A 20999-nucleotide genomic window follows, 5' to 3' on the forward strand; every position below is an offset into this window, starting at 1 on the left:
CCAATGACAAAGCCCCCAAAAGGAACATGGACGATGAGTCATTCCTCGCAATTCAGCTTGCTTGGCAAGCGGCGCTTCCTGCCGTTTTTCGTCACCCAGTCGCTGGGTGCCTTCAACGACAACCTGTTCAAGCAGTCGTTGATCCTGGCGATCCTCTACAAGCTGAGCCTGGAAGGTGACCGCTCGATCTGGGTCAACCTGTGTGCATTGCTGTTCATCCTGCCGTTCTTCCTGTTCTCGGCCCTGGCCGGGCAGTTTGGCGAGAAGTTCGCCAAGGATGCGTTGATCCGTGCGATCAAGCTGGCCGAGATCGTCATCATGGCCATCGGTGCCACCGGCTTCGTCACCCACAACCTCCCGTTGATGCTGCTGGCGCTGTTCGCCATGGGCACCCATTCGGCGCTGTTCGGCCCGGTGAAGTATTCGATTCTGCCCCAGGCGTTGCGCGAGGACGAGCTGGTGGGCGGCAACGGCCTGGTGGAAATGGGCACCTTCCTGGCCATTCTGGCGGGCACCATCGGTGCCGGGGTGATGATGTCCTCGGCCAGCTACACCGGCGTGGTGGCGGTCGGGGTGGTCGGCACGGCAGTGCTGGGCTACCTCGCCAGCCGCTGGATTCCGCGGGCGGCAGCGGTGTCGCCGCAGATGAAACTGGACTGGAACATCTTCACCCAGTCCTGGGCCACGCTGCGCCTGGGCCTGGGGCAAACCCCGGCGGTGTCGCGCTCGATCGTCGGCAACTCGTGGTTCTGGTTTGTCGGGGCCATCTACCTGACGCAGATCCCGGCCTATTCCAAGGACTGGCTGCACGGCGACGAAACCGTGGTGACCCTGGTGCTCACCTTGTTCTCGGTGGGCATCGCAGCAGGCTCGCTGTTGTGCGAACGCTTGAGCGGTCGCAAGGTGGAGATCGGCCTGGTGCCCTTCGGCTCGTTCGGCCTGACGCTGTTCGGGCTGCTCTGGTGGTGGCATTCGGGCGACGTGCCGGCAGGCGCTGCACCGCACGACTGGCTGGCGCTGCTGGGCATGGGCCAGGCCTGGTGGATCCTGCTGTCGATCGTCGGCCTGGGGGTGTTCGGCGGCTTCTATATCGTGCCGCTGTATGCCTTGATCCAGGCGCGCACGGCCGAGCATGAGCGCGCGCGGGTGATCGCCGCCAACAACATTCTCAACGCGTTGTTCATGGTGGTATCGGCGATCATCACCATCGTGTTGCTGAGCCTGGCCGAGCTGAGCATCCCGCAGCTGTTCCTGGTGGTGTCGCTGCTCAATATCGCGGTGAACGCGTACATCTTCCGCATCGTGCCGGAGTTCACCATGCGCTTCATGATCTGGCTGCTCAGCCATTCCATGTACCGCGTGGAGCACCGCGAGTTGCAGCGTATTCCCGACGAAGGGGCGGCGTTGCTGGTGTGCAACCATGTGTCGTTCGTCGATGCATTGCTGATTGCCGGGGCCATTCGCCGGCCGATTCGCTTCGTCATGTACTACAAGATCTACAACCTGCCGCTGCTCAACTTCGTGTTCCGTACCGCTGGGGCGGTGCCCATCGCCGGGCGTGGCGAGGACGAGGCGACCTACGAGCGGGCCTTCGCGCGCATCGCCCAGTACCTGGCGGACGGGGAGGTGGTGTGCATCTTCCCCGAGGGCAAGCTGACTGCCGACGGTGAGATCGATGTGTTCAAGAGTGGGGTAAGCCGCATCCTCCAGGAAACCCCGGTGCCGGTGATTCCCCTGGCGTTGCAGGGCCTGTGGGGCAGCTTCTTCAGCCGCGACCCGGCCAAGGGCCTGTTCCGCCGCCTGTGGTCGCGGGTGACGATCGTGGCGGGCGCCGCCATCCCGGTGGAGGCGGCGCAGCCTGAGGCGCTGCGCGAGAAGGTCAGTGCCTTGCGCGGCGATCTACGTTAGGAGGGGAAGGGCAAAGGTCAGCTGGCGCTGACCTTCAGGCCGATCAGCCCGGCGACGATCAGCGCAACGCTGAGCAGGCGCACCAGCGCCATCGACTCGCCGAACAGGATGATACCGGCGATGACGGTGCCGACCGCGCCGACGCCGGTCCAGATCGCGTAGGCGGTGCCCAGTGGCAGTTCCTTCATGGCCAGGCCCAAAAGGCCAAGGCTGATGACCATGGCGCCAACGGTCAATGCGGTAGGGAGGGGGCGGGTGAAGCCGTCGGTGTACTTCAGGCCGACAGCCCAGCCGACTTCGAACAGGCCGGCGAAGAACAGGATGATCCAGGACATGGTGTGTCTCCATCGTTGAATGATGGGGCCGTCCCCGGATGCTTACGCGGTGCGTCGTGAGGCCGTCCTCACAGTGCGCACTATAGTGCACATTTGCCGAGGGAAGGGCAACCTCTGGGGATCAGTGGTCGCGGTGTCGCCCTTTTCGCGGGTAAACCCGCGAAGAGGGCGGCACAGGCAAGACGAAAGTCAGACCCCTTGCGGAATCTCTTCGCCACCCAGCGCTTCGAACAGCACCGGCAGGAACTCGCTGAAGGTCATCATCATCAAGTTGAAGCTGGCATCGAACTGCTGCTCGGCCTCATCGCCCGCATCCTGCTCGGCCTGCTCTTGCAGCAGCTCCTCGAACTTCAGGCGCTTGATCACGGTCTTGTCGTCCAGCACGAACGACAGCTTGTCCTGCCAGGCCAGGGCCAGCTGGGTCACCACCTTGCCGGTGCTCAGGTGCAGCTGGATTTCCTCGCCGGTCAGGTCCTGGCGCTTGCAGCGCACGATGCCGCCATCTTCGGCGGTGTCGCGCAGCTCGCACTCGTCCAGCACATAGAAGCCTTCGGCGGCCTGTTGCGACTTGACCCAGTCAGTCATGGTGGCGGTCGGGGCGATCTTGACCGTGACCGGGCGCACCGGCAGCGAGCCCATCACTTCGCGCAGGGTCGACAACAGGTCTTCGGCGCGCTTGGCGCTGGCCGAGTTGACCAGGATCAGGCCCAGGCGCGGGGCGATGGCTGCGAAGATCATCGAGCGGCGGATGAACGCGCGCGGCAGGAAGGCCTGGATGATCTCGTCCTTGATCTGGTCGCGCTCCTTCTTGTAGACCTTGCGCATCTGCTCGGTCTCGATTTCCTCGACCTTCTCCTTGACCGCATCGTTGACCACGCTGCTGGGCAGGATGCGCTCTTCCTTGCGGGCGGCGATCAGCAGGAACTCACCGCTGACGTGCACCAAGGGGGCGTCCGCGCCCTTGCCGAACGGGGCGACGAAACCGTAGGTGGTCAGCTCCTGGCTGGCACAGGGTCGGGCCGGCTTGCTGGCCAGGGCGGCCTCCAGCGCTTCGGGCTCGAACGGGATGTCCTGGGTCAGGCGGTAGGTCAGCAGGTTCTTGAACCACATGAGGGGGTGTCTCTCCTTAATGCATAAGGCGGGCATTATTCTCCGAGAGCGTGTTCGCGGCCAACCCTGTCAGAGGGCCAGCAGCGGATAAATAAGGAAGAAAAGGGTGGTGATGCTAGGTCGTTGAAAGCACTGCAAAATTTTTTTAAAAAAGTGCTTGCCAGGGTAGTACGTCATCCGTAGAATGCGCGCCACACCGAGACGAAGGGTGATTAGCTCAGCCGGGAGAGCATCTGCCTTACAAGCAGAGGGTCGGCGGTTCGATCCCGTCATCACCCACCACTCGATGTATAGCGCGGCGGTAGTTCAGTCGGTTAGAATACCGGCCTGTCACGCCGGGGGTCGCGGGTTCGAGTCCCGTCCGCCGCGCCATATTCAAGCTTCCAGGGCCCACTGAACACCCGGAAGCCACAAAGAAAGCGACCTTAGGGTCGCTTTTTTTGTTTCTGCTTCCTGCCATGGAGAGGGTGTCGCATCGACACCCTCGCGCCCTTGCCTCAGGGCTTGGCCACGTGCCAGGCCTGGCCGACACCTTCGCCGGTGGTATCGCCCGGCTTCGAATCCTTGACCCAACCGTACAGTGGCAGGTCCTTGTAGGCCCATTGCTTGCTGCCGTCGTCGCGGGTGATCACGCTGTAGCCATCACCGTCCTTGGCGTAGGCGCCCGCAGCCAGCGGTGGCCAGTTCTGCGCGCAAGGGCCGTTGCAGGCGGACTTGCCAGCGCTGTCCTTGGCGAAGGTGTAGAGGGTCATGCCCTTGCTGTCGACCAGCACCTTGCCCAGGGCGGTGTCGGCGACGGTCGCCGGGGTGGCCGCCATGGCCAGGCCCGACAGGCAGCTGAGGGTGAGAGAGAGTGCGAGGGTGGTTTTTTTCAACATGGTAGGCCTCTTCAGTATTGCTGTTGTGTGGGTGATGCAGGGAGAACGACTGGCAGTTGTGGTTTATTCCACGACATGTGCGCGTGTCGTTCGCGGCCTTCAACTCAGCGCCCCATTGCGTCAGAATCGCCCTCATACCGCGAGCAAGAGACCGACCATGCAGGATGCCAGTACCGCTCCCTCCACCACGCAGGCCACCCCTTTGCTGGGCATCGACCTGGGCACCACCAACAGCCTTATCGCCGTCTGGCAGGACGGCAAGGCGCAGCTGATCGCCAACGCCCTGGGTGAGGTGCTGACCCCTTCGGTGGTCAGTGTCGACGACGACGGCAGCATTCTGGTCGGCAGCGCCGCACGTGCCCGCCTGACCACCCACCCGCAGCGCAGCGCAGCGGCCTTCAAGCGTTTCATGGGCAGCGACAAGCGTTTCGAGCTTGGCGAGCATTCGTTCACCCCCGAGGAACTCTCGGCCCTGGTGCTGGGCTCGCTGAAGCAGGATGCCGAGGCCTGGTTGGGCTGCCCGGTGAGCGAAGCGGTGATCTCGGTGCCGGCCTATTTCAGCGACGAGCAGCGCAAGCGCACGGTGTTCGCCGCCGAGCTCGCTGGCCTCAAGGTGCAGCGGCTGATCAATGAGCCCACTGCCGCCGCCATGGCGTACGGCCTGCACGAGCAGAAGTTCGAACGCACCCTGGTATTCGACCTGGGCGGCGGCACCTTCGATGTCACCGTGCTGGAGTACGCCCTGCCGCTGATCGAGGTGCATGCCTCGACCGGCGACAACTACCTAGGCGGTGAGGATTTCACCGACGCCCTGCTCGCCGCCTGCCTGCGTGACTGGCAGCTCAAGGCCGAGCAGCTCGAACCCCAGGCCCTGGCCAGCCTTCACGATGCCGTCGAGCAGCTCAAGCGAAGCTTGGGCGAGGGCACGCGCACACTTACCTGGAGCGGTGATGGCCAGGCCCGCGAATGGCAGCTCGACGACCTCAAGCTGCAAGCGATCTGGGCGCCCCTTTTGGCGCGGGTGCGTACACCGATCGAGCAGGCCCTGCGCGATGCCCGATTGAGTCCACGCGAGCTGGACAGCCTGGTGCTGGTAGGCGGTGCCACGCGCATGGTGCAGGTCCAGCAACTGGTGGCCAAGCTGTTTGGCCGCTTGCCCTACCGGCACCTGGACCCCGACACCATCGTCGCCCTCGGCGCTGCCAGCCAGGCCGCCTGCAAGGCCCGCGACGCAGCCATCGACGAGCTGATCCTCACCGACGTTTGCCCCTACACCCTGGGTGTGGCCTCGTCACGTGGCGAGGAAGTCACTGGCGCGTTCTCGCCGATCATCGAGCGCAATACCGTCATCCCCACCTCCCGCGTGCAGCGCTTCTTCAGCAGCCACCCCGAGCAGAAGTATGTGCGCATCGCGGTGTACCAAGGCGAGCGCCCCTGGGTGCGCGACAACATCCTGGTGGACAGTTTCGACATCCCGTTGCAGCAGACCGGCCAGGTGCAATCGCTGGACGTACGTTTCAGCTACGACATCAACGGCCTGCTGGAAGTGGACGTGACCTTCCTCGAGACCGGGCAGAAGCACAGCCACAGTATCGACCGCAGCCCCACCGGCCTTGATGCCGTTGCCCGCCAGGCCAGCCACGAACGCTTGGCCGGCCTGAAGATCCACCCCCGCGACGCCTTGCCCAACCGCACCCTGCTGGCCCGTCTGGAGCGGGCCTGGATGCAGAGCCTGGGCGATGAGCGCGAGCTGATCGGCAGTTGGCTGGATGCCTTCAATGCCGTGCTGGCAGGCCAGCAGGCAGGGGAAATCAGCCGCCAGCGCCAGCACTTGAGCCAGGCGCTGGACGAGCTGAGCTACTGATGGATCAGCCGGCGCAAGGCCACTTGCAGGCCATCCTGCAGTTGGTCCGGCGCGCCGGGTGAGGGGCCGTAGCGGTTCGGCAGCTTGTCGCCCGGCAGCCCTAGCAGCACGAACGGCAGCACCGGCAGCAAGCGGCTGGCCATCACCAGCAACACCAGCGTCGGCACGCCCCTGCCCAAGTCACGCAGGCGCCGTAGCAGCGCGCTGAGTACCAGCAGTGCCAGCAGCACCAGAGTGATGCTGTAGGCCCGCGCGGCCACACCGATCAACATCATCACCACCAATTGCGCCGCCAGGTCGCCACGGCCAATGCGGCTGCCCAGGCGCCAGACCGCCCAAGGCGGCGTAGCGAGCTTGGCGGCATGCTCCACCAGCAAGCGCTCGGACCACCCCAGCAAGGCCATGATCGCGCAGCGCAGGCCGGTGTCCTGGGCGGGGTCGTCCTTGCCTTTCTGCAAGCGCATGAGCAGGCGGGTGGGCGGGGTGGTGCAGTCGTCGACCAGGTGGTTGAAGGCTTTCAGGGCGTCGTTGAACATCTGCGTGTCGACGCCTTCCTCCTGTTCCAGCGTGTGGCGCGCAAGGGTCTTGACCTTGCCCTTGACCAGCCCGTCACGCAGTGGCGCGAACCACGGGCTGTCATTGTCCAGGGCGTCCAGTCGATCGCGCAGGCGTGCACGTTGCTGGCCGTCGAGCGCGGGGTCGTGGCACAGCACTGCGCACAGCAGCAAGTAGCCCAGTGGGTGCTCGTCGAGGGTGTCGGTGTCGTTCTCCAGGCACTCCAGCAAGCGTTTGGCACTGGGCAGGCGGCTGGCGTTGAAGACATAGGCCAGTGTCAGCAGGCGGCTGGCGATGAAGGCTTGCAGCGGGTCGTGATCGTCCAGCCAGCCCAGCAGCGCGTTGCTGTGGCCGTCGGCCTGTTGTTCGAGCAATAGCTGGTGGGTGGCGACGAACGGATGGTCGATTGGGTAGGCCAGTTGCTGGGCCAGGCCATCGGGAAGCATGGCCATCCAGCGTTCCGGCTGGTCGGCCAGCGCCAGCATGAACAGCTGCTGGCGATGCCAGTGCCACAAGGCTTCGCCTTTGGGCATGGGCGGCAGCAGGATGCCGTTGTCGGCCAGTTCGCCTTGGGTCACCAGGGCGAACGGCACGGTGAACAGGCGGCGCATTTCGAAGTGGCGGTTCAGGCCGAGCAGGGCTGGGGCCGAGTAGGTTCGCACGCGGCGCAGCCATTCGCGGCAGACCGGGCGGTTATGTTCTTCGTCCAGTGCCTCGGGAAGGCTCGGGTTTGGTGCGTCGCTGGCGCAGAAACGTACCAGCTCCTGCACCACCGGCGAGTGCTCCAGCCAGTGCAGGTGCCGTTGCGCCTGTTGTTGGAAACCTTCGAGAATCAATGCGTCGAACAGCTCGTCGCCCGGGCGTTCGGCCAGGATGCTGCGCAGTAACCCGGCCTCGCCGCGCTGCAAGGCCCAGGCCTGCCAGTACAGACGGTGCAGGGCGTGGTCGGGCTGGTCTTGCAGCAGCCAAGCGAGCAGCGGCAGTTCGTCGTCGCCATCCAGGCACCAGTCGATGAAGGTCGCGGCAATGCCATCGAGCCCCAGGCGCGCGGCCCAGGACCAGCGCGCCAGGGTTTGTGGCGCCTGCGCCGGGCTGCCGAAGGCCTGGGCCGGGTCGGCGAGGTCAGTGGGCCAGGTGGTGGGTGGGTGTTGCGTGTCCAGAGCCTGGATCAGCAAGGGCAGGCGCTGGGGCTGCTGGCGTGCGCACAGCTCGAGCAGCCAGCGTTCGGCCAGGGGGTGGCGGTGTTCGCGCCACAATTGCAGCCAGCAGGCCTGTGCCTGCTGCTGGTCGCCCAGGGCATCGGCCTGGCGCGCCAGCAGGTAGAGCAGGTCGGCGTCATCGGGGGCCTGGGCGTGGCGTTCTTGGAGCAGGGTATTGAAGGTCGGGCTGGCGATGCCGGCCTGGCTGAACTGCTCTGTCAGGCGCTGCACCAACGCCTCATCGTCGGGGATCGCCAGGCAGGTGTGTTGGCTGGCGAAGTGCTCGAACTCGAACAGCGGGCGTTGTTCGAAGCAGAAGGCCAGGCTGCGGAAATACCACAGGGTTTCCAGTTGCGTGGTCGGCGGCCAGTCGCGCATCAAGAGGGTGTCGAATGGGTCAGGCTCGGCCAGGCGGGCAAGGAATGCCTCGACCTCCTGGGCGTCGTCCATGCGCAGCACCTGGCCGGCCCAGCCCAGGCGCTCGGCCAGCAGCTTGGCGCAGGCGTGGGAGATCGGGCCGCAGTGACGCAGGCCATGCAGCAGCTGGCTGCTGACGTCCTCCAACTGCTCCAGCGGCAGTTCGTCGAGTTCGGCGATATAGCGCTGCCAGGCGTGCGGGTCGAAGCGCAGTGCGGGTTCTTCCAGCAACTGGTGGAAACCCTGGAGGGCGGTGTGGGGTTCGTCCTGTTCCACAGGTTCGGGCGCACCGGCCAGGGCATCGTGCTCGCGAGCCAGGCGCTGGGCTTGCTCGTAGGCTTCGCGCAAGGCTTGGAAGCCTTCCGGGTCGGTCTCGGGGTGATGCGCCGGCAGGCGGCTGCGGTAGGCCTGGCGGATGGTGTTCAGGTCCTGGGTCGGTTCGATGCCCAGGCGGATCCAGCAACTCATGACCAGCAGTCCTCTTGCAGTGAGCTTGGGCGTTGCGGTTCTGGCAGGGGCATGTCCCAGGCCAGGCTGGCGAGCAGGGGGTCGGCGCCGAGGCGGATATTGAGCAGGATGCAGCGGTTCCAGTGTTCGCTGCCTTGGCGTTCGAGGTGGGCGGCCAGGGTTTCGTCGCTGCTGTCTGCGACGTTCCACAGGGCCTTGCCGAACAGGTAGCCGGCCAGGTAGCTGTTCCAGTTGTTGTAGTAGTGGCGGGCACGCAGGGCCAGGCGGTGATGCAGGTAGAGGCTTTCTTCGGGGGTGACGAAGCCTTTCTTCACGCCGGCGCGCAGCAGGAAGCTCATGCGGCCGAGGTCCCAGGCGCGGGTGCCGCCGGGGCCGCAGTCGGGGAAGGTGCGGGCGGCGTATTCGTGCTTGGTTCGTTCGCGCAGGGGGAGGCGTTCGAGCAGTGCTTGCCACTGGCTGGGGAGGCAGCGCTGGAACTGCCAGTAGGCTTCGCTCAGTTCGCTGGCGTGGCCGTTGTCGGCCATGCCGAGCATGTCCAGCAGCTGGGCGCGGTTGGCGATGCCCCACCAGCGTTCGAGGTCGGTGCGGTCTTCGTCTTCGTGGTAGTCGGGGGCGGTGTAGCTGGCGCCGTTGAGGGCGGCCATGGGGGCGGAGAGGGCATGGAGCCAGTGCTGGGCGTTTTCATCCATGAAGGGGGTCCTGGGCCGCTTTGAAGATGGCTGGGATTGTAGAGATTGGGTGTGGAATGGAGCAATGCAGTTTGCGGTTTTACTCGCTCTCTTTGGTTTTGGTTTTGGTTTTGGTTTTGGTGTTGGCTTTGGGGCCCGGGCTTTGGGTGAATATCCATTTGCTTTGGTGGCGCTCATTCACCTTTTCGCCCTTACGGCGACTTACTTTTTTTCTTGGAAAAAAGTAAGCAAAAACCGCTTGCTCCCCCATACGGCCCTGCGCTGCGCTCCGGGTCCCCTCACTCCGGCGTCTTACGGGCCTTCGCGGCCTACGACTTGCTTCGCAAGTCTACATCTCGCGACTTCGGCTACGCCGAAGGGCGCTACGCGCCATGGCCCTTCAGACGCCTCCGTTCGGCCTTCTGGAAGTCGCGAAGATCAACAGCAAGATCAAGATCAAGATCAACAGCAAGATCAACAGCAAGATCAACGGCGAAAGCGAGAGCCAAAGCGAGGGCGCTGCGGCTTTAAGCGGCGCGTTCTTCCTCGCGCAGGGTCAACACCTCATACCCACTCTCAGTCACCGCCACGGTGTGCTCCCACTGCGCCGACAATGCCCCGTCGCGGGTTATCACCGTCCAACCATCCTTCAGCGTACGCGTTCCACGCAGCCCTTGGTTGATCATCGGCTCGATGGTAAACACCATCCCCGGCTGCAATTTCATGCCCATCCCACGCTGCCCGTAATGCAGCACCTGCGGCGCCTCGTGCATCTGCTTGCCGATGCCATGGCCGCAATACTCACGTACCACGCTGTAGCCAGCCGCCTCGGCGAAGGCCTGGATCGCATGCCCGATATCCCCCAGCGTAGCGCCCGGACGAACCTGCTCGATACCCTTCCACAGCGCCTGGTACGTGGTATCGACCAAGCGCCGGGCATCCTCGCTGATGCTGCCGATGCAGTACATCTTCGACGAGTCGGCGATATAGCCACCCTGTTCCAGGGTGATGTCGACGTTGACGATCGAACCCTCTTGCAGCACCTCGTCAGCCTTGGGCATGCCATGGCAGACCACCTGGTCGACCGACGTATTCAGCGAATAGGGAAACCCATACTGGCCCTTGCTCGCCGGTCGCGCCTTCAGCGTCTGGACGATGAACGCCTCGGCACGGTCGTTGATCTGCATCGTGGTCACGCCAGGGCGGATGAAACCATCGAGGTCGGCGAACACCTGGGTCAACAGCTGGCCCGCATTGCGCATCAGCGCCAACTGGGCTTCGTCCTTGAGAATCACTTTGCTCATTGCAGCAGTTCCTTGAGGTTGGCCTGCTCCTGGCGCAACAGCTGGCGCAGCAGGTCCTGATATGTCGCTTGGGGGTGCAGCTCGGCGAGCATGCCCAGGCGAATCCAGTGCTCGGCCTGGGCGTTGATCGAACGCGACATCGCGGCGCTGGCGATGCGCAGGTCTTCGTGGAGGTCGTCGGCGATCTTGACGATACCCATGGCAGGGCTCCTTTATATGAAACGTATACGAAGCATATCGTCATTCGCCCGCGTCTTGCTACCTCATGGTGCGCTTGGCGCCAGGACGGTGCGCTTCCTGTAGGCCGCAGGCATGCCTGCGAAGCACGCAGCACGCAGGCTTCGGAGCCGCAGGCCTGCTGGCCCGGAACTTGCTGATTCACCCCATCCGGAACCGTCAACGCCGATGGCTCCCAACACTTTTCACGACAAAGGCGCCGTGTTGCCCCGCTTGCCAAGCAAGCCGGGGCAGCCGGCGCCTTTTTGCGTTTTGCCCACAGGAGAACGGCCCATGAGCAGCAGCGAGGTACGCAGTGTTTGCCCGTATTGCGGGGTAGGCTGCGGCATCGTCATGAGCGTGGCCGATGGCAAGGTCAGCAAGATCAGCGGCGACAAGCAGCACCCGAGCAACTTCGGCCGCCTGTGCACCAAGGGCCTCACCGCGCACCTGCCGCTGACTGCCGCCGGGCGCATGGAGCAGGCCTTCGTGCGCCAGCAGCGTCAGCATCCTCCGGTGCGCACGGCGCTCGACACCGCCATCGACCAGGCCGCCACGCGCCTGCGCGGCATTATCGACCAACATGGGCCAGACGCCGTGGCGCTGTACGTGTCCGGGCAGATGTCGCTGGAGGCCCAATACCTGGCCAACAAGCTGGCCAAGGGGTACATCCGCACCCGCCATATCGAGTCCAACTCACGCCTGTGCATGGCCAGCGCCGGCAGCGGCTACAAGCAGTCCCTCGGCGCCGATGGCCCACCGGGCAGCTACCAGGATTTCGAGCACGCCGAGGTGTTCCTGGTGATCGGCGCGAACATGGCCGACTGTCACCCCATCCTTTTCCTGCGCCTGCTCGACCGCCTCAAGGCCGGTGCCCGGCTGATCGTCGTCGACCCGCGCCGCAGCGCCACCGCCGACAAGGCCGACCTGTTCCTGCAAGTGCGCCCCGGTAGCGACCTGGCGCTGCTCAACGGCCTGCTGCACCTGCTGCATGCCAATGGCCACACCGACCCCGACTTCATCGCCTGCCACACCGAAGGTTGGGACGAGATGCCGACCTTCCTGGAGGACTACACCCCCGAGCGCGTGGCCACACTCACCGGCCTTGCCGAAGCGGATATCCGCCAGGCCGCCGAATGGATCGGCGCTGCCGGCCAGTGGATGAGCTGCTGGACCATGGGCCTGAACCAGAGCATCCACGGCACCTGGCACACCAACGCACTGTGCAACCTGCACCTGGCCACCGGCGCCATCTGCCGCCCCGGCAGCGGGCCGTTCTCGCTGACCGGCCAACCCAATGCCATGGGCGGGCGCGAGATGGGCTACATGGGGCCGGGGCTGCCGGGCCAGCGCTCGGCGCAAGTCGAGGGCGACCGGGCGTTCGTCGAGCAGCAGTGGCGCCTGGCGCCGGGCAGCCTGCGCAGCGAAGGCGGCGAGGGCACGGTGGCGTTGTTCGAGCAGATGAAGCGCGGCGAGGTGAAGGCCTGCTGGATCATTTGCAGCAACCCAGTGGCCAGTGTCGCCAACCGCCAACAGGTGATCGATGGCTTGAACCAGGCCGAACTGGTGATCGCCCAGGACGCCTTCCTCGACACCGAGACCAACCGCTACGCCGATATCCTCCTGCCGGCCGCGCTGTGGGCCGAGGGCGAGGGTGTGATGATCAATAGCGAGCGCAACCTGACCCTGATGCCACGCGCCGTTGCGGCCCCCGGTGCAAGCCTGGAGGACTGGCGAATCATTGCCCGGGTGGCCTGCGCCATGGGCTATGCCGAGGCCTTCGACTACCCCGACGCCGAGGCCGTGTACAACGAGATTCGCCAGTTCCACAACCCCGCCACCGGCTATGACCTGCGCGGCATCGACTACGCCGCGCTGCGCGAGCAACCGCGCCAGTGGCCGTGCGCCCCTGGCCAGGCAGGCCAGCGTAACCCGCTGCGCTACCTCAACGACGGCATCAGCCAGCAGCAACTGCGCGATGGCCAGCACATCCCCGCGCTGGCCTTCCCGACTGCCAGCGGCAAGGCACGCTTCTTCGCCCGGCCCTGGTTGCCTGCGCCGGAGCTGCCCGATGAGGACTTCCCGCTGGTGCTCAACACCGGCCGTGTGCAGCACCAGTGGCACACCCTGACCAAGACCGGCAAGGTGGCGAGCCTGAACAAACTCGAACCCGGCCCCTTCGTCGAGATCAACCCGGCCGACGCCCAGCGCCTGGGCATCGCCGACAAAGACCAAGTGGCGATCCGCTCGCGTCGCGGCCAGGCGGTGCTACCCGCACGCATCAGCGACCGGGTGATGGCAGGCAACTGCTTCGCGCCGTTCCACTGGAACGACCTGTACGGCGAGCAATTGGCAGTCAACGCCGTGACCTGCGATGCGGTCGACCCCACCTCGTTGCAGCCTGCCCTGAAACACTGCGCTGTGGCCCTGGAACGGGTCGCTGGCGAGCGTATCGAAGCCCTCGAGCTGGGCGACGTCGCTCCGGCCAGCACACCGACCGCCAGTCTGTCGCGCTTGCTTGGCCTGGAGTCGCTGCCCACTCCGACCCTGAGCGACGACGAGCGCCACTATCTGCAAGGTTTCCTGCTTGGCCTGGCCCAGGCCCGTGTCGACGGCGCACCAAGCCTGCCTGCCAACGCACCACTGGCGCCACAGCGGCGGCTGTTCGTCGATGGCTTGCTGGCCGGTCTGTTCGCGAAGCCGGCGGGTGCGCCTGTGCCCGAGGGGCCTCGCCACCGAGTACTGTGGGCTTCGCAAACCGGTAATGGCGAAGCCTTGGCCGAGCGCTGCGCCGGGCACCTGCGTGAAGCGGGCCTTGAGGTGGCGCTCGACTGCATGGAGTCGGTCAGCCCTGCCCAGTTGCGCGGCGCCGCCAGCGTACTGTTGATTGCCAGCACTTTCGGCGACGGTGATGCACCCGACAGTGGCGTGGCGTTCTGGCAGGCCTTGCAGGGCGAGGAGGGCAGCCTGTGCGCCGAATTGCCTTACGCCGTATTGGCCCTGGGCGACTCCAGCTATGACCAGTTCTGCGGCTTCGGTCGCAAGCTCGACCAGCGCCTGGCCGAGCTTGGCGGGCGGCGTTTGTTGCAGCGGGTCGACTGCGAGCCGGATTTCGACCAGCCCTTCGCCAATTGGCTGCAAGCGCTGTTGCCAGCGCTGGGCTCGAGCATCAGCGAAGTGCTCGAGCCTGAGCCGCAAACCGCGTTCGCCAAGCAGCGCCCGTGCCTTGCGCCACTGCTGGAAAACCGTGTGCTCAATGGCCCAGGTGCCAGCAAGGAAACCCGCCAAGTGGTGTTCGACCTCAGCGGTAGCGGCCTGACCTACCAGCCGGGCGATGCCCTTGGCGTATGGCCGCGCAATTGCCCGGCGCTGGTGCGCGAGCTGCTCGAGCTGATGGGCTTCGATGGCCAGGTAGTGGTCGAGCCACCCAACCTGCCGCCCATGCCCTTGGCCAATGCGCTGGAGCGGCACCTGGAAATCGCCAAGGTGACGCCTGCGCAACTGGAGGCGTTCAGCCAGGACGCCGATGCCGAAGGTTTGCGCCACCTGCTGCAACCCGAGCAACACGCTGAACTGAAGGACTGGCTATGGGGCAAGCAACTGCCCGATGTACTGCGCGCCTTCCCCCAGCGCTTGTTGCTGGCCGATTGGTTGGCACTGCTCAAGCCCTTGCAGCCGCGCTTGTATTCCATCAGCTCAAGCCCAGCGGCTCACCCGGAGCAAGTGCACCTGACCGTTTCCACGGTGCGCTACGGCCAGCGCAAAGGCGTGTGCTCGAGCTTTTTGGCCGACCGCTGCGATGCGTTGGAGGTGGCGATTTTTCCGCAGGTTTCGCGGCACTTCCGCCTGCCCGAGAACGACGCCACGCCAATCATCATGGTCGGCCCCGGCACCGGTATTGCGCCGTTTCGCGCGTTCCTCGAGGAACGTGAAGCGCGTGGTGCGGCAGGCAGAAACTGGCTGTTCTTTGGCGAACAGCACGAGGCTTGCGATTTCTATTACCGCGAACAGCTGCTGGCCTGGCAAGCCAGCGGGCACCTGCGCCTGAGCACGGCGTTTTCCCGTGACCAGGCCGAGAAAGTGTACGTGCAGCAGCGCATGCTGGAGCAGGGCGCCGAGCTGTGGCGCTGGTTGCAGGACGGCGCGTATTTCTACATCTGCGGCGATGCCCAGCGCATGGCCAAGGATGTGGACGCAGCGTTGCGCCAGGTGGTGGCCCAGCATGGGCTGATGAACGAGGCGGCGGCTACGGCCTATGTGGAGGGGCTGAACCGCGACAAGCGCTACCGGCGCGATGTGTATTGAATGCACCGGGATTGGGCGGGTTGCACTGGGGTGATGCAGTGAGGCTGCTGGCCCTTTCGCGGGCAAGCCCGCTCCTACAGGGGCGGCGGCGCTGCATAGCCCTGTAGGAGCGGGCTTGCCCGCGAAGATGCCACCACGGTCAGCCGAATTGGCACACTCCCTGCTTCACCCGTTCTACAACATGCCCCGCCGATCAACGGCGATCAGCAGGGGCCTCACACTGATGAGTACAGGCAAAGGCGCCTGGAGCTTTGGCTCCAGGCGTTTTTTTTTGTCTTTGCCGCGGGCAACCCCGCGAACCGTGATCGAGGATCGGCTATGAAGGCAACAGCGAACGGCGGGCAACTTGAGCGACTGGTCATCGTCGGCAACGGCATGGTCGGCCACCACCTGGTCGCGCAACTGGTCGAGCGCGGCGCCCTGGCGCATTTCGAAGTGCGGGTGTTCGGCGAGGAGCGCCAGCGCGCCTACGATCGCGTGCACTTGTCCGAGTACTTCGGCGGCAGCGATGCCGAGGCGCTGGCGCTGTGCGAGGCCGACTTCTACGGCCAGCATGGCGTGCACCTGCACCTGGGTGAAGCGGTGCTGGAGATCGACCGCGAGCACAGCGAAATCGTTACCGCCGAAGGCCGCTATGGCTACGACCGCCTGGTGCTGGCCACCGGCTCCTATCCCTTTGTTCCTCCGATCGAAGGTTCCAGCGGCACGGCACGCCTGGTCTATCGCACCCTCGACGACCTCGATGCGATCCGCGCAGCGGCCAGCGGTGCGCGCCGGGGTGTGGTGGTCGGCGGCGGCCTGTTGGGGCTGGAGGCGGCCAACGCGCTCAAGTCCCTGGGCCTTGAGGCCCACGTGGTGGAGTTCGCCCCGCGCCTGATGCCGGTGCAACTGGATGCCGAAGGCGGCGCGGCACTGCGTGCGCAGATCGAGGCGCTGGGCGTGGGGGTGCACCTGTCCCACGCCACCCAGTCGATCAGTGCCGGCGAAAGCTACCGCTACCGCATGAACTTCGACGGCGGCGAGCACCTGGAAACCGACCTGGTGGTGTTCTCCGCCGGCATCCGCCCGCAGGACGCCCTGGGCCGCGCCAGTGGCCTGGACATCGCCGCACGCGGCGGCGTGGTGATCGATGGCGACTGCCGCTCCAGTGACCCACGCATCTTCGCCATCGGAGAATGCGCTTCGTGGAATGGCAGCGTGTTCGGCCTGGTGGCGCCGGGCTACAGCATGGCGCGCAACCTCGCCGCGCTGCTGCTCGATGCGCCGAGCGAGGCCTTCACCGGGGCCGACATGTCCACCAAGCTCAAGCTGCTGGGCGTTGACGTCGGCTCCATCGGCGATGCCCACGGCGCCACGCCGGGGGCGCGCAGCTACCGCTTCATCGATGAGGCCAACGCCAGCTACCGGCGCCTGGTGGTGGACGCCAGCGGCAAGCACGTACTGGGTGCGGTGCTGGTGGGCGACAACAGCTACTACGACACCCTGCTGCAATACGCGCAGAACGGCATCGCACTGCCCGCCGACCCGGCGGCGTTGATCCTGCCGCAAAGCGGCGGTGCCCCGGCCCTGGGCGCCGATGCGTTGCCCGACAGTGCGACCATCTGCTCATGCCACAACGTCAGCAAGGGCGCGGTCTGCGCGGCCATCGACAGCGGCTGTGGCGACCTCGCTGCAGTCAAGGGTTGCACCAAGGCGGCCACTGGCTGCGGCGGCTGCGCAGCCTTGCTCAAGCAGGTGTTCGAACATGAACTCACCGCCCGCGGCGTGACCGTCGACAAGAGCCTGTGCGAGCACTTCGCCTACACCCGCCAGGAGCTGTACGCCATGGTGCGGGTAGGGGGCATCCGCACCTTCGCCGAACTGCTCGAACGCCACGGCAAAGGCCACCTTGGCTGTGACATCTGCAAGCCAGCAGTGGGCAATATCCTCGCATCGTGCTGGAACCAGCCGATCATGGACCCGTCCCTGGTGCCGCTGCAGGACACCAACGACACCTTCATGGCCAACATGCAGAAGAACGGTACCTACTCGGTGGTGCCGCGTATTCCCGGTGGCGAGATCACCCCGGAAAAACTCATCGTGATCGGCCAGGTGGCGCAGAAATACGACCTCTACACCAAGATCACCGGCGGCCAGCGCATCGACCTGTTCGGCGCGCAGTTGCACGAGCTGCCGCTGATCTGGGGCGAGCTGATCGAGGCCGGCTTCGAGACCGGGCATGCCTACGGCAAGTCGACCCGCACGGTGAAGTCGTGCGTGGGCAGCACCTGGTGCCGCTATGGCGTGCAGGACAGCGTGGCCATGGCCCTGCGCATCGAGGACCGCTACAAGGGCCTGCGCTCGCCGCACAAGCTCAAGTTCGCGGTGTCCGGCTGCACCCGCGAATGCGCCGAGGCGCAAAGCAAGGACATCGGCGTGATCGCCACCGACAAGGGCTGGAACCTGTACATCTGCGGCAACGGCGGCATGCGCCCGCGCCATGCCGAGCTGTTCGCCACCGACCTGGACGATGAAACCCTGATACGCCTGATCGACCGCGTGCTGATGTTCTACATCCGCACCGCCGACAAATTGCAGCGTACCTCGGTGTGGCGCGAGGGCCTGGAAGGCGGGCTGGACTACCTCAAGGCGGTGGTCCTCGACGACAGCCTGAACCTTGCGGCCGAACTCGAGGCGCAGATGCAGCACGTGGTCGACCGCTATGAATGCGAATGGGCCAACGCCCTCAAAGACCCCGAGAAGCTCAAGCGCTTCCGCACCTTCGTCAACGACCAGCGCCCCGACCCGGACGTGCACTTCGTGCGCGAACGCGAACAGCGCCGGCCGGCGGCATCGCTGCACCTGATTCCCACTGTCGAGGAGGTTGTCTGATGAACCGTTCCAATGCTGCCGTGGCACACGATCTTCAATGGCAAGCGGTCTGCCAGGTCCAGGACCTGGTGGCCGACTCGGGCGTGGTGGCCTGGTTCGACGGCGCGCAGGTGGCGCTGTTCTACCTGCCGGGCCAGGAACAGGCGGTGTACGCCATCGACAACCGCGACCCGCGCTCGGGGGCGAACATCATCGGCCGCGGCCTGGTGGGCAGTGTGGCCGGCGAGCTGGTGGTGGCTGCGCCGCTGTACAAGCAGCACTTCTGCCTGCGTGATGGCCGCTGCCTGGAGGATGACGCGCAGCGCCTGCGGGTATGGCCGGTGCGGGTGCGTGGGGAGCAGGTGGAGCTTGGGCTGCACTGAGGATGCTAGTGCGTTGTAAGAATAGGGTTCAGGAAGCGTAGGAAAAAACGGTATCGGCGGCTGTGTGGATGAAGATCCCTTTATCCACTGAACTTCGCCCTGGAAACCGTCTCTTATGCCGGTAGCCATTGGTCATGGCCGCCTGATAAGCTCGCGGCTTTACCCTGATTTGCCCTTATGGCGCATGAACAAGGAATTAGCATGAAACAACATCGTTTGGCGGCTGCGGTTGCCCTGGTTGGCCTGGTGCTCGCGGGCTGCGACTCCCAGACCAGCAGCGTCGAGCTGAAAACACCAGCACAGAAAGCCTCCTACGGTATCGGCCTGAACATGGGCAAGAGCCTGGCCCAGGAAGGCATGGACGACCTGGACTCCAAAGCCGTTGCCCTCGGCATCGAAGACGCGGTCACCAAGAAAGAACAGCGCCTCAAGGATGAAGAGCTGGTCGAAGCCTTCACCGCGTTGCAGAAGCGCGCCGAGGAGCGCCTGGCCAAGGCCAGCGAGGAGGCGGCCGCTGCCGGCAAGAAGTTCCTCGAGGAAAATGGCAAGAAGGCTGGCGTGGTTACCACCGCCTCCGGCCTGCAGTATGAAGTGGTGAAGAAGGCTGACGGCCCGCAGCCCAAGCCGACCGACGTGGTCACCGTGCACTACGAGGGCAAGCTGACCGACGGCAAGGTGTTCGACAGCTCCGTCGAGCGCGGCAGCCCGATCGACCTGCCGGTAAGCGGTGTGATCCCGGGTTGGGTCGAAGGCCTGCAACTGATGCACGTCGGCGAGAAGTACAAGCTGTACATCCCAGCCGAACTGGCCTACGGCGCCCAGAGCCCGAGCCCGCTGATCCCGGCCAACTCGGTACTGGTATTCGACCTGGAGCTGCTGGGCATCAAAGACCCAAGCCAGCCGCAAGGCGAAGCCGAAGCACCGGCCCAGTAAGCCGTACGCTGTACCCAAGACGCCCCGTTTCGACGGGGCGTCGTCGTTTCTGCCGGGGCTTGACGCGAACCCCGTGGCCGTCGCACTGTCGGAGTACTTGCAGCGCGACGTGTTCGGACGCATCTGACACAAATCGTTTGCGTGTCTGAAACGGTTGTGTAAAAAACGCCCGATCTAAGCGAGGCCCTTGCCACGCGGGCGCCACACCCCCCACCGCGCTGCCCTGTTCACAAGGTTATCCACAAAATATGTGGATAACCTACGCGCACTTCTGGAGGTTCCATGCGTGCACCCTGGAATTTCGTCCGCTTCCTGCCATTGGCCGAGCGCTTGCTGAGCCGTGGTCGCTTGCCCGCCTTGTTGTTCGCCGTGGCACGCAAGGGGCCACGGCTTGGCCAGTTGCGTGAGGACGTACGCCTGCTACAAGCGTTGTGCCTGGCCTGGTGGCGCGGCGAGTACCGAGCCGTGAGTCCCAAGGCGCTGGTGACCATCGTCGCGGGCCTGCTGTATTTCGTCAGCCCCCTGGATGCCATTCCCGACTGGTTGCTGGGCGTGGGTTTTCTGGATGACATCGCGGTGCTGGGCTGGGTGCTCAAGACCGTGTCCGACGAATTGGCGCGCTTCAAGGCCTGGCGTGACGGCCAGGCGCCGGAACGCCTACGCGTTGTCGAGCGCCTGCCAGATACCCCCGAAGCGTTGCGCCTGGAAAGACGTACCCCTTGACCTGCACAGACTCCCGCGCTTGGTAATATAATTGGCATAAGCATTATGCCGACGGATTACATGCGGTAATCCCAAGTAAGGGGGTTGTATGGGTATTCAGGTCATCAGCCGGGACGGTCAACCCGAGTACGCAGTCGTGCCCTGGGCGCAATACCAGGCACTGCTCAAGGCGGCAGGGCAACCGCCTGCCAGCGTCGACACCGCGCCCCAGCCCCAAGACGCTTCACCCAGCGCCAGCCTGCCCTCGTTGGGCGAGCTGGCGCGTTTGCGTGAGGGCAAGGGCCTGGCCCCTGAGGCACTGGCGCGCAGCGTCGGCATCAGCCCGGCCTACCTGGCGATGATCGAGTCCGGCGAGCGCCAGCCTGATGCGGCGATCCTGCGCAGCCTGGCCTGGCACCTGGGCGTTGCCGGCTGGAGCGAGCCATCATGAGCCAGGTCAGGATCAGCCGTCAGCATTGGCAAAACCTGCTGGACGAGCTCGACCTGGCCCGCCGCCAGCGCCATTTGCTGACCTACCGCGCGCTGCTCGAGCGCCTGCAATTGCCCACTCCTGCCATGCAGACCCTCACCGCCGCCCTGGAGTACCTGGCTGTGCTCGACGCCCGTGCCGAGCAGCCGCTGCGCAGTTCACTGGTGATCAGCCAAGGCGCCAGCCGCCTGCCGCGTACCGGCTTCTTCGAGTGCGTCGAGCGACTGGGGCGGTTCTCCGGGCCGGTGGATGGCCTGGAAGCGGCCTCCTGGCATGCTTCGGAGGTGGTGCGGGTGTTCGAATACCCTTACCCCGAGGAAGTCGCGAGCTAGGCGGGAGATCGGTTTCCAGGTGACGGATACCTACTACCAGTACCAGGCCGGCAGCGGCGACTACGTGGTGGTCAACCCGCCC

Annotated in this window: 16 protein-coding genes and 2 tRNA genes; 11 read left to right on the top strand and 7 right to left on the bottom strand. The window is 65.2% G+C overall.

Annotated features, from left to right (window positions below; genetic code table 11):
• The first annotated feature begins 33 nt into the window (after positions 1-33).
• Positions 34-1908: an MFS transporter gene (locus tag ACQKPE_RS10430; RefSeq protein ID WP_427665517.1), complete on the top strand. Its 1875-nt coding sequence runs from the start codon at positions 34-36 to the stop codon at positions 1906-1908.
• A 17-nt stretch (positions 1909-1925) separates the two neighbouring features.
• On the opposite strand, the gene sugE is transcribed toward ACQKPE_RS10430, so the two are convergent.
• Positions 1926-2243 carry a quaternary ammonium compound efflux SMR transporter SugE gene (gene sugE, locus ACQKPE_RS10435; protein WP_427665518.1) on the bottom strand — a complete coding sequence of 106 codons (318 nt, stop codon included), beginning with the start codon at positions 2241-2243 and terminating at the stop codon, positions 1926-1928.
• Positions 2244-2432: 189 nt separating this feature from the next.
• Complete coding sequence (gene rdgC / locus ACQKPE_RS10440) at positions 2433-3353, bottom strand: recombination-associated protein RdgC (protein ID WP_427665520.1); 921 nt, start codon at positions 3351-3353, stop codon at positions 2433-2435.
• A 206-nt stretch (positions 3354-3559) separates the two neighbouring features.
• Here rdgC and ACQKPE_RS10445 point away from each other — a divergent pair.
• Together ACQKPE_RS10445 and ACQKPE_RS10450 are read left to right on the top strand one after the other, a co-directional pair.
• Positions 3560-3635, top strand: a tRNA-Val gene (locus ACQKPE_RS10445).
• Between the two features lie 13 nt (positions 3636-3648).
• A tRNA-Asp gene (locus ACQKPE_RS10450) sits at positions 3649-3725 on the top strand.
• A 125-nt stretch (positions 3726-3850) separates the two neighbouring features.
• Here ACQKPE_RS10450 and ACQKPE_RS10455 read toward each other — a convergent pair.
• Positions 3851-4231 carry a COG4315 family predicted lipoprotein gene (locus ACQKPE_RS10455; RefSeq protein WP_427665522.1) on the bottom strand — a complete coding sequence of 127 codons (381 nt, stop codon included), beginning with the start codon at positions 4229-4231 and terminating at the stop codon, positions 3851-3853.
• A gap of 157 nt (positions 4232-4388) precedes the next feature.
• Between ACQKPE_RS10455 and ACQKPE_RS10460 the strand changes: the two genes are divergently transcribed.
• Complete coding sequence (locus ACQKPE_RS10460; protein ID WP_427665523.1) at positions 4389-6095, top strand: Hsp70 family protein; 1707 nt, start codon at positions 4389-4391, stop codon at positions 6093-6095.
• On the opposite strand, the gene ACQKPE_RS10465 is transcribed toward ACQKPE_RS10460, so the two are convergent.
• From ACQKPE_RS10465 to ACQKPE_RS10480, 4 genes are all read right to left on the bottom strand, one after another.
• On the bottom strand, positions 6089-8734 hold the full coding sequence (locus tag ACQKPE_RS10465; protein WP_427665525.1) for a molecular chaperone DnaJ: 2646 nt from the start codon (positions 8732-8734) through the stop codon (positions 6089-6091). The genes ACQKPE_RS10460 and ACQKPE_RS10465 overlap by 7 nt on opposite strands.
• Positions 8731-9423 carry a DUF1266 domain-containing protein gene (locus tag ACQKPE_RS10470; RefSeq protein ID WP_427665527.1) on the bottom strand — a complete coding sequence of 231 codons (693 nt, stop codon included), beginning with the start codon at positions 9421-9423 and terminating at the stop codon, positions 8731-8733. Before ACQKPE_RS10470 ends, ACQKPE_RS10465 begins: the two co-directional genes overlap by 4 nt.
• A 506-nt stretch (positions 9424-9929) precedes the next feature.
• A complete protein-coding gene (gene map, locus ACQKPE_RS10475) occupies positions 9930-10706 on the bottom strand; it encodes a type I methionyl aminopeptidase (protein ID WP_427665528.1) in 777 nt (258 codons plus the stop codon).
• Entirely contained in the window at positions 10703-10906 is a 204-nt protein-coding gene (locus tag ACQKPE_RS10480; protein ID WP_375101996.1) for a ParD-like family protein, read from the bottom strand. Before ACQKPE_RS10480 ends, map begins: the two co-directional genes overlap by 4 nt.
• 310 nt (positions 10907-11216) lie before the next feature.
• On the opposite strand from ACQKPE_RS10480, the gene ACQKPE_RS10485 reads away from it, so the two are divergent.
• From ACQKPE_RS10485 to ACQKPE_RS10515, 7 genes are all read left to right on the top strand, one after another.
• Positions 11217-15227, top strand: coding sequence for a molybdopterin-dependent oxidoreductase (locus ACQKPE_RS10485; protein WP_427665530.1), 4011 nt, complete (start codon positions 11217-11219; stop codon positions 15225-15227).
• A 318-nt stretch (positions 15228-15545) separates the two neighbouring features.
• Complete coding sequence (nirB, locus tag ACQKPE_RS10490) at positions 15546-18098, top strand: nitrite reductase large subunit NirB (RefSeq protein ID WP_427665531.1); 2553 nt, start codon at positions 15546-15548, stop codon at positions 18096-18098.
• Complete coding sequence (gene nirD, locus ACQKPE_RS10495; RefSeq protein ID WP_427665533.1) at positions 18098-18460, top strand: nitrite reductase small subunit NirD; 363 nt, start codon at positions 18098-18100, stop codon at positions 18458-18460. Before nirB ends, nirD begins: the two co-directional genes overlap by 1 nt.
• A 201-nt stretch (positions 18461-18661) precedes the next feature.
• On the top strand, positions 18662-19393 hold the full coding sequence (locus ACQKPE_RS10500; RefSeq protein WP_427665534.1) for an FKBP-type peptidyl-prolyl cis-trans isomerase: 732 nt from the start codon (positions 18662-18664) through the stop codon (positions 19391-19393).
• A gap of 282 nt (positions 19394-19675) precedes the next feature.
• On the top strand, positions 19676-20116 hold the full coding sequence (locus tag ACQKPE_RS10505; protein WP_427665536.1) for a YkvA family protein: 441 nt from the start codon (positions 19676-19678) through the stop codon (positions 20114-20116).
• 88 nt (positions 20117-20204) lie between these two features.
• The gene (locus ACQKPE_RS10510; protein WP_427665538.1) at positions 20205-20546 is read left to right on the top strand and encodes a helix-turn-helix domain-containing protein; all 342 of its coding nucleotides are present in this window, start codon (positions 20205-20207) and stop codon (positions 20544-20546) included.
• Positions 20543-20917: a hypothetical protein gene (locus ACQKPE_RS10515; protein ID WP_427665540.1), complete on the top strand. Its 375-nt coding sequence runs from the start codon at positions 20543-20545 to the stop codon at positions 20915-20917. Before ACQKPE_RS10510 ends, ACQKPE_RS10515 begins: the two co-directional genes overlap by 4 nt.
• The last annotated feature ends 82 nt before the right edge of the window (positions 20918-20999 follow it).

Origin of the sequence: Pseudomonas sp. NPDC089554 (assembly GCF_050280645.1) — a bacterium.
Classification (GTDB): Bacteria; Pseudomonadota; Gammaproteobacteria; order Pseudomonadales; family Pseudomonadaceae; genus Aquipseudomonas.